The organism is Curtobacterium sp. MCBA15_016, from assembly GCF_001865105.1.
Taxonomy (GTDB): Bacteria; Actinomycetota; Actinomycetes; order Actinomycetales; family Microbacteriaceae; genus Curtobacterium.
In genome coordinates, this window is the sequence record NZ_MJGR01000016.1 from 130,936 (window position 1) to 143,604 (window position 12,669).

Annotated in this window: 9 protein-coding genes; 7 read left to right on the forward strand and 2 right to left on the reverse strand. The window is 73.1% G+C overall.

Annotation, left to right across the window (positions count from 1 at the left end; genetic code table 11):
* Positions 1-14: 14 nt before the first annotated feature.
* The 4 genes from BIV03_RS07540 to BIV03_RS07555 all read left to right on the forward strand — a co-directional run bounded on the left by BIV03_RS07540 (position 15) and on the right by BIV03_RS07555 (position 6,208).
* On the forward strand, positions 15-1,010 hold the full coding sequence (locus tag BIV03_RS07540) for a DNA-directed RNA polymerase subunit alpha (RefSeq protein WP_022906362.1): 996 nt from the start codon (positions 15-17) through the stop codon (positions 1,008-1,010).
* A gap of 66 nt (positions 1,011-1,076) precedes the next feature.
* Positions 1,077-1,643, forward strand: a complete 567-nt coding sequence (rplQ, locus tag BIV03_RS07545; protein ID WP_070417691.1) for a 50S ribosomal protein L17 — start codon at positions 1,077-1,079, stop codon at positions 1,641-1,643.
* A gap of 208 nt (positions 1,644-1,851) precedes the next feature.
* On the forward strand, positions 1,852-2,970 hold the full coding sequence (locus BIV03_RS07550) for an aromatic acid exporter family protein (RefSeq protein WP_071295212.1): 1,119 nt from the start codon (positions 1,852-1,854) through the stop codon (positions 2,968-2,970).
* A 28-nt stretch (positions 2,971-2,998) separates the two neighbouring features.
* Positions 2,999-6,208 carry a BTAD domain-containing putative transcriptional regulator gene (locus BIV03_RS07555; protein WP_071295213.1) on the forward strand — a complete coding sequence of 1,070 codons (3,210 nt, stop codon included), beginning with the start codon at positions 2,999-3,001 and terminating at the stop codon, positions 6,206-6,208.
* Here BIV03_RS07555 and BIV03_RS07560 read toward each other — a convergent pair.
* Complete coding sequence (locus BIV03_RS07560; protein WP_070417694.1) at positions 6,190-7,020, reverse strand: ABC transporter permease; 831 nt, start codon at positions 7,018-7,020, stop codon at positions 6,190-6,192. The two genes, BIV03_RS07555 and BIV03_RS07560, sit on opposite strands and share 19 nt — an antisense overlap.
* Entirely contained in the window at positions 7,017-8,006 is a 990-nt protein-coding gene (locus BIV03_RS07565; RefSeq protein WP_071295214.1) for an ATP-binding cassette domain-containing protein, read from the reverse strand. The genes BIV03_RS07560 and BIV03_RS07565 overlap by 4 nt, the downstream gene beginning before the upstream one ends.
* 161 nt (positions 8,007-8,167) lie before the next feature.
* On the opposite strand from BIV03_RS07565, the gene BIV03_RS07570 reads away from it, so the two are divergent.
* The 3 genes from BIV03_RS07570 (at position 8,168) to BIV03_RS07580 (ending at position 12,640) form a co-directional block, all read left to right on the forward strand.
* Positions 8,168-9,085, forward strand: coding sequence for a tRNA pseudouridine(38-40) synthase TruA (locus BIV03_RS07570; RefSeq protein WP_254790792.1), 918 nt, complete (start codon positions 8,168-8,170; stop codon positions 9,083-9,085).
* On the forward strand, positions 9,082-9,828 hold the full coding sequence (locus tag BIV03_RS07575) for an MBL fold metallo-hydrolase (RefSeq protein WP_071295215.1): 747 nt from the start codon (positions 9,082-9,084) through the stop codon (positions 9,826-9,828). Before BIV03_RS07570 ends, BIV03_RS07575 begins: the two co-directional genes overlap by 4 nt.
* Before the next feature lie 106 nt (positions 9,829-9,934).
* Complete coding sequence (locus tag BIV03_RS07580; protein ID WP_071295216.1) at positions 9,935-12,640, forward strand: ExeM/NucH family extracellular endonuclease; 2,706 nt, start codon at positions 9,935-9,937, stop codon at positions 12,638-12,640.
* Positions 12,641-12,669 lie beyond the last annotated feature (29 nt).

Below are 12,669 nucleotides of genomic sequence, written 5' to 3' on the forward strand. Positions count from 1 at the left end.
AAAGGAATCCCACAGTGCTCATTGCACAGCGCCCCACCCTGACCGAGGAGACGATCTCCGAGTTCCGCTCGCGCTTCGTCATCGAGCCGCTCGAGCCGGGCTTCGGTTACACCCTCGGCAACTCGCTGCGCCGCACGCTCCTCTCCTCGATCCCCGGCGCGGCTGTCACCAGCATCCGCATCGACGGCGTCCTCCACGAGTTCAGCACCGTTCCCGGTGTCAAGGAAGACGTCACCGAGATCATCCTCAACATCAAGAGCCTGGTCGTCTCCAGCGAGCACGACGAGCCGATCACGGCGTACCTGCGCAAGCAGGGTGCCGGTCAGGTCACCGCAGCGGACATCTCCGCTCCGGCCGGCGTCGAGATCCACAACCCGGACCTCGTCATCGCGACCCTGAACGACACCGCGCGCTTCGAGCTCGAGCTGACGATCGAGCGTGGCCGTGGCTACGTCTCGGCGACGCAGAACCGTTCGGAGTTCAGCGAGGCCGGTCAGATCCCGATCGACTCGATCTACTCGCCGGTCCTCAAGGTCACCTACCGCGTCGAGGCGACGCGTGCCGGTGAGCGCACGGACTTCGACCGCCTGGTCGTCGACGTCGAGTCGAAGCCGGCCATCACGCCGCGCGACGCCATCGCGTCGGCAGGTCGGACGCTCGTCGAGCTGTTCGGGCTCGCCCGCGAGCTCAACACCGCGGCCGAGGGCATCGAGATCGGCCCCGCGCCGGTCGACGCCGTGCTCTCGAACGAGCTGCAGACCCCGATCGAGGACCTGGACCTGTCGGTCCGCAGCTACAACTGCCTCAAGCGGGAGGGCATCAACACGGTGTCCGAGCTCGTCGCCCTGTCGGAGACGCAGCTCATGAACATCCGCAACTTCGGTCAGAAGTCGGTGGACGAGGTCAAGGACAAGCTCACCGAGCTCGGCCTGTCCCTCAAGGACACCGTCCCCGGATTCGACGGCGCCCACTTCTACAGCGGGTACGACGAGGACGAGTCCAACAACTGACCTCGCGCTGACGCGCACGCGCGCCGCTGACGCAGCGCGCAACACTTTCACCACTGGAGAACTGACATGCCGAAGCCCACCAAGGGCCCCCGCCTCGGTGGCGGCCCCGCCCACGAGCGCCTGCTCCTGAGCAACCTCGCCAACGCCCTCTTCACGCACGGTCGCATCACGACCACCGAGACGAAGGCCAAGCGCCTCCGTCCCGTCGCCGAGCGTCTCATCACGTTCGCGAAGCGTGGCGACCTGCACGCGCGTCGTCGCGTGATCAGCATCCTGCGCGACAAGTCCGTCGTGCACACGCTGTTCACCGAGATCGCCCCGCAGGTCGAGGACCGTCAGGGCGGCTACACCCGCATCACGAAGCTCGGTTTCCGCAAGGGCGACAACGCTCCCCTCGCGTCGATCGAGCTCGTCCTCGAGCCGGTGTCGAGCACGCCGGCCCCGGTCAAGCGCGATGCGGCCCCGGCCGCTGCTGCTCCGGTCGAGGAGCCTGCCGCCGAGGACACCACCGACGAGGCCCCGGTCGAGGAGACCGAGACCACCGAGGAGTCCGCTCCCGTCGCCGAGGAGACCGAGACCGAGGCAGCTGCCGAGGTCGAGGCCGACGCCGCCGAGAAGTCGGACGACAAGTAGTCACAGCCCCACCACGACGAAGCCCCCGCAACACGCGTTGCGGGGGCTTCGTCGCGTCCTGGGGGTGACCGGACGGCGGCCTGGAGGCGCGGTGCGGGCCCGCCCCGTTCCTCCTGGCCCACAGGCGGCCGAGCCGCAGAACGCGGACCGGCTCCGTCTCACAGGCGCGGCACCGTATCGTGACCGGCCGACACGACGAGAGGGACCGATGCAGTTCGAGCACATCGCGGGTGTGGGGACCCGGGTCTGGCGGTGGAGCCGGACCTCCGGGACGCAACCGCGCCTGCTCCACGCAGCGAAGGCCGCCGTCGCAGCCGTGCTCGCGTGGTTCATCGCGCGACACATGCCCGGGGTCGCGGCGGAGTACCCGTACTACGCACCGCTCGGTGCCGTCGTGGCGATGCAGACGACGGTGTTCGCGGGCATCCGGAGCGGGGTCCAGACGCTCGTCGGCATCGCGCTCGGCATCGTCATCGCCGGGTTCACGATGTGGGTCGGTGACCCTGGTTTCCTGGCGATCGCGCTGGCGGTGGGCATCGGGGTGCTCGTGGGCGGGTTCCGCGTCCTCGGCGAGGGCAGCTCCTGGGTGTCCACCGCCGCGCTCTTCGTCCTGCTCGTCGGTGGCGCCCACGCCGAGGGGTACTCGCTCGGGTACCTCGTGCAGATGGCCGTCGGGGTCGTGGTGGGCCTGCTGGTGAACTTCCTCGTCTTCCCGCCCCTGCGCTTCTGGGACGCCGAGCACCGGATCGACGCGGTCAACCAGGTGCTCGCGGACCACCTGGACGGGCTCGCCGAGGTCCTCGCAGGGGGCGAGCGCGACGAGAAGGCCTGGGACCGTCAGCAGGACCGACTGGACCGTGCCATCGCCGACGTCCGCTCCCGGGTGTCGATCGCGCACGAGAGCCGGCGGCTGAACCCGCGCGGAGCACTCCGTGGGTCCCGGGCACGGCTCGAGCAGGACGGTGCCCGCTTCCGTGCCCTCGAGCGGGTCGCCTGGTACACGACGGACCTCACCGAGCTCGTCGCCCGGTCGGGTCCGGTGTCGGAGGGGCTCGGGCGACCGGACCCCGAGTTCGCCGAGCCGCTCGCGACGGCCCTCCGTGAGCTCGCGTGCATGGTCCGCGGCGAGTGCCCCGAAGAAGCGGGCGACGACGCGATCGCCGAGGTCGAGCGGGCGCTGGACGCATCGCGCGAGAACCCGTCGCACGTCGCGGTCACGTCCGCCGCACTCGTGGCGATGCGCGGCATCGTGGAGTCCGAGCGCCGGGCGACGAACGACCTCGACACCCGCACGGGGCCGTCCGCCTTCCGGAACGCCCGCGGCTGACCCTCGACGCTCGACCTAGACTCGGGACGTGCCCGTCCACTCTCGTGTCGCCGTCCTCGGGCCGGTCGAGGTCGAGGACCAGCAGGGGCGCCCGACCGCCGTCCCCGGTGCCCTGGCGCGCGGGTTCCTCGTCGCGCTGGTGCTCGCGCGCGGACACGCCGTGACGACCGAGGCGCTCATCGACGAGCTCTGGGGCGACGACCAGCCGCGGGGTGCCCGTGCAGCGCTGCAGACCCTCGTCTCCCGGCTCCGGCGCAGCACGGCCGACGGCGTCGTCGTGTCGACGAGCACCGGGTACGCACTCGGGGTCGACCCCGGCTCGGTCGACCTGACGTCCGCCGAGCACGCGGCTGCCAGCGAGGACGTCGCCGCGGTCCGGGCAGCGCTCGACGGCTGGCGGGGCGACCCCGGCGCGGACGTCGACGGGGACCTCGGCGCCGCGCTCGCCGACCGCGCGGCCACTGCCCGCCGTGCGCTCCGACGCCGGCTGGGCGAACTCCTCCTCGACCGCGGGGACGCGGCCGAAGCGGCCGCGCTGTGGCTCGCCGAGTCCGAGGCGAACCCGTTCGACGAGGTCGCCGTCGCCGGGTGCATGCGCGCGCTGGTCGCCGCCGGCCGGAACGCCGAGGCGCTCGCCGCGTTCGCGACGCACCGCGACCGCCTCGCCGACGAGCTCGGCGCGGACCCCTCGGCCGACCTGGTGCGGCTGAACGCCGATCTGCTCCGCCGGTCCGCCGCCGACTCCGGTCGTGCTCGTCGGGTCGGGCTGCGGGCCGCGCCGAACACGCTCGTCGGGCGGCAGGAGGACCTCGACGCCGTCACGGACCTCCTGTCCCGCAACCGGCTGGTCACGATCCTCGGTGCGGGTGGGCTCGGCAAGACCCGCCTCGCGCAGGCGGTCGCCGCCGGTGTGCCGCCGACCACCGGCGTGGTGGTGTTCGAGCTCGCGCCGATCGCCACCGCCGAGGACGTCGTCCCCGCGCTCGGTGCCCTGCTCGGGGTGGCCGAGTTCCGCTCCGCCCGGGCGCTGCGGGAGGTCGTCGTCGCCGACCTGCGCGCGCGGGTGGGGCGGGCGCTCGGGGAGGCCCCGACGGTCCTCGTCCTGGACAACTGCGAGCACCTCGTCGGTGACGTCGCCGGGTTCGCCGCCGACCTGCTCGCGAGCATCCCCGACCTCCGGATCCTCACGACCTCGCGCGCACCGCTCGCGATCGCCGGCGAGGTCGTGGCGCCCCTCGCGCCCCTCCCAGTCGAGGCCGACGGGGCCGCGGTCCGGCTGTTCACCGAGCGCGCCCGGGCCGCCCGACCCGGGGCCGTGCTGCCCGTGGACACCGTCCGCCGCATCTGCACGCGGCTCGACGGGTCGCCGCTCGCGATCGAGCTGGCCGCGGCGCGGATCCGGGGGATGAGCATCGACGAGATCGAGCGCCGGCTCGACGACCGGTTCGCGCTGCTCCGCGGCGGCGACCGCAGCGCCCCGGAGCGGCACCGCACGCTCCTGGCGGTCATCGAGTGGAGCTGGCGCCTGCTCGACGCGGGCGCGCAGGACCTCCTGACCCGCCTGGCACTGTTCCCGGACGGCCTGGCGGTCGACGCCGTCGAGGCCGTGGCCGCGCCGGACCGCCGGGACGATGCGCTCGACGACCTCGCCGAACTCGTCGAGCAGTCCCTCGTGCAGCTCGTCGAGGTCGAGGGGGAGCCGGTCCGCTACCGCCTGCTCGAGACCGTCCGCGAGTTCGGGGCCGCACGGCTCGACGAACGCGGCGCCACCGAGGCCGTGCGCACGGCGATGATCCGCTGGGGGCGGGACTTCGCCGCCGCCAGGAACCTCTTCACGCTCACCGGCCCGGAGCAGCTCGACCGCTTCCACGAGGTCCAGCGCGAGGCCGACAACCTCGTGACCCTGCTCCGCTGGAGCCTCCGCGCCGACGACGCCTCGGCGACCGCGCACGTCTTCGCCGCCCTCGGGGCCTACTGGACGCTCCGGGGTGCCCACGGCGAGGTCACCGCGATCGCGTCGGACGTGGTCGCGGTGCTGCGCTCGGGTCCGCCCGCGGCCGAGGACGTCGCCGCGGTGCACGTCGGACTCGTCGTCGCCGGGGCCTCCTCGGCGTTCGACGACCGTCGGACCGCCGCCTGGGCGATCTCCACGCTCCGGCGCCTCCGCCGCGTCGGGACGACGGGGTTCCCGGTGCTCGACGCGCAGGCGGCACTGCTCCTGACGCTCGGGCGTCCGGCGGCGGGCACCGCGCTCCTCGCGCGCCTCCGCGACGACCCCGACGAGGGCGTGGCCGGCACCGCCAACATGCTCAGCGCGCCCCTCGCCGAGAACGACGGCGAGTTCGCGGCGGCCCTCCGGTACGCCACCCGGGCGCAGACCCTCGCGGAGCGCACCGCCGACGCGTGGACGATCGGCACCGTGGCCGTCACCATGACGCAGCTCCTCGCCCAGACCGGCCGGTACGCGGACGCCCTCGCGAACGCCGACCGCGCCCGTGAGCAGCTCGAGCGCTTCGGCGCCGAGGACGACCTGTACGAGATCGGCTGGACCGTCGGGCTCTGCTCGGCCGCGACCGGCGCCGTGGACACCGCCCGGTCGATCGCCGCCGAGCTGCAGCACCGACCGGTCTCGGGGCGCGGCGGCTTCGACGGCGACCGCTCCCAGATCGGCGTGCTCGCCGTCGCGATCGGCGCGGAGTGCCTCCGGTTCGAGGGCGACCTCGACGCCGCTGCAGCGCAGTACACGGCCGCGTGGGACTGGGTGCTGCCGCACCGGAAGGCGACACCGCACTGGACCGTGATGGCGGGCGCGGCGCGGATCGCAGCGGTCGACGAGGCGGCACTCGGCGCGGCCGACGGAGCCGCACCGCGCCTCCAGGCCGACGAACGCGCGGTCGCTCGCCGCATCCGGAAGGCCGCACTCGTGATGATCCGCGTCCACCCGTGGTGGCTCGACCTGCCCGTCATCGGCACGACGCTGGCGGGACTCGCGGTCGCGGCGGCGCGCAGCGACCGTCCGGCCGAGGCGGCCCGGTGCTGGGGTGCCGCGATGCGGTTCGGCACCCGGCAGGACTTCGCGGTGCTCGCCCACGGACGGCTCCGACCGCTCCTCGTCGACGCGCTCGGCGCGGCCCGCGTCGCGGACGCCGAGACGGCCTCGGCCGGATGGGACCGGACCGAGGCCGTCGCGCGGGCGAGGACGCTGCTGGAGGACCTCCGCTACGCCTTCCGCATGTAGGCGCGGACCGTCAGCGGCGCGAACACGGCGACCACCACGGCGGCACCGAGCAGGCTGATCCAGAGGTCACCGGTGACGGCGCCGTGGTTGATCAGCTCGCGGACGGCGGTGATGAGGTGCGAGATCGGGTTGACCTCGGTGAACCAGCGCAGCCAGCCGGGCAGGGTGTCCGTGGGGACGAACGCGTTCGACAGGAACGTCAGCGGGAAGAGCACCAGGTTGGCGATCCCGGAGACGCTCGACGCGGTGCGGGCGACCACGCCGAAGTAGGCGAAGATCCAGCTGATCGACCAGGCGACGACGATCACGAGCACGCCGGCCAGCACGACCGCCGCGGCACCGCCCTCGGGACGCAGGCCCATGATGATCCCGACCGTGAACGTGATGGCGGTGGCGATCGCGTACCGGACCGTGTCGGCGAGCAGCGCACCGGCGAGCGGGGCGATGCGGGCGATCGGCAGGGACTTGAAGCGGTCGAACACGCCCTTGTCCATGTCCTCGCGGAGCTGGACACCGGTGACGATCGAGGACGTGATGTTCGTCTGCACGAGGATGCCGGGGATGATGACGGGCAGGTAGCTGGACACGTCGCCGGCGATCGCGCCGCCGAAGATGTACGTGAACATCACGGTGAAGACGATCGGCATGAGCGTCACGTCGAACAGCTGCTCGGGCGTGCGACGGACCTTCACCAGGCCGCGGTACGCCATCGTGAAGGACTGCCGGACGGTCGCGCCGAGTCCGGAGCCGCCGATGCCGGGGCGTGGGGCGACCCGTGGCGCCGAGGTGGGGGTGGGGGCGATGGTGGTCATGCGATGCTCCCTTCGAGCTCGCGCGTGGTGTCGTCGTCGGTGGTGGCCGGGGCACCCGTGATGGTCAGGAACACTTCGTCGAGCGTGGGCTTCTGCACGCTCATCTCGGCGAGGGAGATGCCGGCGTCGCGGAACGACACGAGCAGGTCGGTCACGCGGTCCGGGTCGGACATCGGCGCGGTGAGGCGCGAGCCCTCGGGGCTGGCCACCGCGTCGACGCCGAGGCTGTTCCGCACGATGGTGCGGGCGGCGTCGAGCCGGAGCGGGTCGGCCAGCCGGAGCTGGAGCGAGCTCGACCCGATGGACGCCTTCAGCTCGTCGCCCGTGCCCTCGGCGACGACGCGGCCGTGGTCGATCACGGCGATACGGTCGGCCAGCTGGTCGGCCTCGTCGAGGTACTGCGTCGTCAGCAGGACGGTGGAGCCGGTCGCGACGAGCTCCCGGATCGTGTCCCACATCTGGGCGCGGGTGCGGGGGTCGAGACCCGTCGTGGGCTCGTCGAGGAACAGCAGCGGCGGCTGTGCGATGAGGCTCGCGGCGAGGTCGAGACGCCGACGCATGCCCCCGGAGAAGTTCTTCAACGGACGCGACGCAGCCTCGGTCAGCCCGAAGCGCTCGAGCAGCTCGGCGGCCTTCCGCTTCGACTCGGCGCGGCCCAGGCCGAGCAGGCGCGAGAAGATGACGAGGTTCTCGGTCGCGCTGAGCGTCTCGTCGACGCTCGCGTACTGGCCGGTCACGCCGATGAGGGAGCGGACGGCCTGCGCCTCGCGGCGGACGTCCCGCCCGAAGATGCGGGCCTCGCCGGCGTCCGCCTTGAGCAGCGTCGCGAGCATCGAGATGGTGGTGGTCTTGCCGGCGCCGTTGGGGCCGAGCACGCCGTAGACCGTGCCGGCCTCCACGCGGAGGTCGACACCGTCCACTGCGCGGTTCGTCCCGAAGGTCTTCACGAGGCCGGTGGCCTCGACCGCGAGCGGTGTGGTGGTCATTCGCGCAGGTCCTTTCGTGGTGACTCGACGTGGTTCGTCGATGTCGAGGACGATGGTGCCGCGGCCCGCTCACGCGGCACTGACGTGGCACTGACACCGGGGCTAGGCGCGTGTCAGCACGGGGGCCAGGAGGCGCGGTCCGGCCCCGGTACGGTGGCCTGGTGGACGAGACGGCGGGCCCGCAGGGCGGCGGTGACGGTGGCGGCGTGCGGCTGCGGCTGGACATCGCGTACGACGGTGCGGCGTTCTCCGGGTGGGCCCGGCAGCCGGGTCTCCGGACCGTGCAGGGCGCGCTCGAGGCCGCGCTCGCCACCGTCTTCACCCGGTGGGGCGAGCCGCCGCTGCTCACCGTGGCCGGGCGCACCGACGCGGGCGTGCACGCCACCGGGCAGGTCGCCCACCTCGACCTCACGTCGGCGCAGTGGGACGCGCTGGCCGCCAAGCGGGGGTCGGGGCGCTCGCCGCTGGACGGGCTCGTCAAGCGCGTGAACGGCATCGCGGCGCCGGAGGGGGACGTCGTCGTCACCCGGGCCTCGGTCGCGCCGGAGGGGTTCGACGCCCGGTTCTCGCCGCTGTGGCGCCGCTACTCGTACCGGGTCGCGGACGCCGACGCCCTGCGCGATCCACGTCGACGGGGGCACACAGTCTGGCACCCGACGCGGTTGGACCCGGCGGCGATGGAGCGCGGTGCGCTGCGGCTGCTGGGGCTGCACGACTTCGCGACGTTCTGCAAGCCGCGCGAGGGGGCGACGACCATCCGGACGTTGCAGGAGTTCCGCTGGGACCGCGAGCCGGACGGTGTGCTGGTGGCGCGCCTCCAGGCCGACGCCTTCTGCCACTCCATGGTGCGCGCGATGGTGGGGGCGACGATCGCCGTCGGCGAGGGCCGGTTCGGCGCCGACCGGCTCGAGGAGCTGCGGGTCGCCGAGGCCCGGACGAGCGAGTTCACGGTCGCGCCGGCGAAGGGCCTCACCCTGACCGAGGTCGGGTACCCGGCGGACGACGACCTCGCGGCGCGGGCGTCGCAGACCCGCGCGCGACGCGGAGCGCCCGACGACGGCGGTACCGTCGGGGGATGACCTCCCGCGAACCCCGCTCCGTCGTGTCCGTCGCACCCGGGGTGGTGTTCGTCGAGGGGCCCGTCTCGAACTGGGTGGTCCTCGCCGAGGAGGACGGTGTCGCACTGATCGACGCCGGCTACCCGGCCGACACCGACCTCGTGCTCGACACCGTGCGGTACGCCGGCCACGAGCTCGACGACCTGCGCCGGGTGTACGTCACGCACGGGCACGTCGACCACGTCGGCGGCATCCCCGGTATCCTCGAGCGGTACCCGCACGTCGAGGTGCTCGCCCACGCCGACGAGCTCGACAACGTGCGCGGGCCCGCGCGGCAGCAGGTGACGCCGGCCGAGATCGGTGGACGGCTGGCCGCGCCCCGGGTCCTCCGGTGGCTCGCCCGCGCCGTGCGCTCCGACGCGCTGCGACCCACCGCGGTGCCGACCGCCCGCGCGTTCACGGGTGCGGACTTCGTCGGTCGGGCGATCGCGCCGCTGCCGGCCACCGGGCACACCGACGGGTCCACGGCCTACCTGCTGCCCGCCGCGAACGCGATCATCACCGGGGACGCCGTCGTCAGCCGGCACGACACGCAGCCGTCGTCGTGGGAGCCGCGGCCACGCATGATCACGTCGTTCTTCACGGCCGACCAGGCACGAGCGCTCGAGTCCGCGCGGGCGCTGCCGATCCCGGACGTCCTGCTCCCCGGACACGGGCCGGCCGTGCACCGCGTCGGGTCCACCTGGCGGCCGATCGGGTCCTGATCCCCGGGCACCGCGCAGCGCCGCCGGCTGCACCCCGATCAGGGGTGGAACGGATCGTTCACCCGCCGGAAACCTGAGGGGCCCCGCAGGTCGGTACCGTGCGACCATGCACAGATCCGTCGGGCGCACTCTGCTGTGCGCCACCGCTGCAGCCGCGCTCGTCGCCGCTCCGCTCGTCTCCGTCTCCACGGCCACCGCGAACCCCCAGGGCGCCGGGCTCGTCATCGCCGAGGCCTACCTCAAGGGCGGCAGCGCGAACCAGCCCTTCACGAACAAGTTCGTCGAACTCGGCAACCCCACCGACAGCCCCGTCAGCCTCGACGGCTGGTCGGTGCAGTACCGCGCGGCGACCGGTACCGGAGCGCCCTCGGTCGGCAAGCTCGCCGGCTCCGTGCCCGCGCACGGCACCTACCTCGTGCAGATGGGCTCGAACGGCACGAACGGCGAGGCGCTGCCCGAGCCGGACGCCGTCACCGGGCTGAACCCCTCCGGCTCGACCGGCACCCTCGTCCTCGCCGACCAGGCGACGGCGCTGACACTCCCCGCCGGCGCCGTGACGACGGGCACCCCCGGCGTCGTCGACCTGCTCGGCTACGGCACGTCGAACACCTTCGAGACCGCGGTCGCACCGACCGGCACGGCGAACGCCGTCCCGGACGCGCTCACCCGTCAGGGCACGACCGACACCGACTCGAACGCCGCCGACTTCCGGGTGACGACGACCGTCACGCCGGAGAACGCCGCGGGCGAGACCACGCAGCCGACGGACCCGACCGACCCCACGGACCCCACCGACCCCGGTGACGGCGGCACGACCCCGGCCGAACGGGTCACGATCGCGCAGCTGCAGGGCACCGGCGACGCCTCGCCGTACGCCGGGAAGACCGTCACGACCGACGGCGTCGTCACCGCGGTGTACGCCATCGGCGGCTTCAACGGCTACACGGTCCAGACCGCCGGCACCGGCGGCGCGCTCGACCTCGGGACGCACACCGCCTCCGACGCCGTCTTCGTGTACTCGTCGGCGACCGTCGGCAGCGTGGCGATCGGGGACGCGGTGCGTCTCACCGGCACGGTGTCCGAGTTCAACGGCCTGACCGAGCTGACCGTGCCCACCACGGCCGGTCTGACGAAGCTCCCCGCCGCGGGGGTCGTCCAGCCGGTCCCGGCCACGCTGACGTTCCCGCGCACCGACGCACAGCGCGAGTCCCTCGAGAGCATGCTCGTGGCGCCGCAGGGCGACTACACCGTCGCGGACAACTACACGACGAACCAGTACGGCGAGGTCGTGCTCGCATCGGGGAAGCAGCGCCTGCTCCAGCCGACCGAGGTCGCCCGTCCGGGCAGTGCCGAGGCCGCCGCCGTGACCGCGGACAACGCGGCGCGCAAGGTCGTCCTCGACGACGGTGCGAGCACGAACTTCCTCAGCGCGGCGAACCAGTCGATCCCGGTGTCGTGGCTCACGCAGGGCCCGATCACGGTCGGTGCCGCGGCGACCTTCCGCGAGCCGGTCGTCCTCGACTACCGGAACGACTCGTGGAAGTTCCAGCCGACGTCGCCGATCACCGGCGCCACCCCGGCTGCCGACCTGCCGGCGTCGTTCTCGGACGTCCGCACCGCGGCGCCCGAGAACGTCGGCGGTGACATCCGCCTCGCCGGGTTCAACGTCCTGAACTACTTCCCGACGACCGGCGACCAGCTCACCGGCTGCACCTACTACACCGACCGCGACGGCGACCCCGTGACCGTCCGGGGCGGCTGCGACGCCCGCGGTGCCGCGAACGCCGACGACCTCGCCCGCCAGCAGGTGAAGATCGTCAAGGCGATCAACGGCCTCGGCGCCGACGTCGTCTCCCTCGAGGAGATCGAGAACTCGGCGCGCTTCGGCCAGGACCGTGACGCGGCCGTGGCGACCCTCGTGGCCGCGCTCAACGCTGCGACCGGCAAGGACACCTGGGCGTACGCGGGGTCCCCGTCGAAGCTCCCGTCGAGCGAGGACGTCATCCGCCTCGCGCTCATCTACAAGAAGGACCGCGTGCAGCCGGTCGGCTCGTCGACGATCCTCACCGACTCGACGGCGTTCACGAACGCCCGCCAGCCGCTCGCGCAGGCCTTCGCCCCGGTCGTCGCGAAGCCCGGCAAGGGCAAGGGTGCGCAGAAGCCGAGTGCCAAGGACACCTTCCTGGTCATCGCCAACCACTTCAAGTCGAAGGGCTCCGGCGAGGGCGTCGACGCCGACCAGGGCGACGGGCAGGGTGCGTCGAACCACTCGCGCGTCGAGCAGGCGAAGGCGCTCGTGACGTTCTCGACCGCGATGCAGCGCCAGGCGCGGACCGACAAGGTGTTCATGCTCGGCGACTTCAACGCCTACAGCGAGGAGGACCCGGTCGTCGCCCTCGAGGACGCCGGCTACACGGACCTCGGCCCGACCGAGGACGCGTCCGAGTGGTCGTACGTCTTCAGCGGGCTGAGCGGGTCGCTCGACCACGTGTTCGCGTCCCCTGCTGCACTGGAGACCGTCACCGGCGTGGACATCTGGAACATCAACTCGGTCGAGTCGGTGGGCCTCGAGTACAGCCGGTACGACTACAACGTCACGGACCTGTACCGCGACGACGTGTACCGGGCGAGCGACCACGACCCGGTCGTGGTCGGCATCGACCTGCCGGGCGTCGGCACCCCGGGAGGCGGGAACCCCGGCCACGGCGGCGACCCCGGACACGGCGGGAACCCGGGCCACGGCGGTCCGGTCGCGGACGCGCTGGCGGCGCTCGCCGCCCTGCTCGCGTGGTTGCGGAGCCTCTTCGGCTGACGGTCGCTGCACCGGACGGGAGGCGCGGT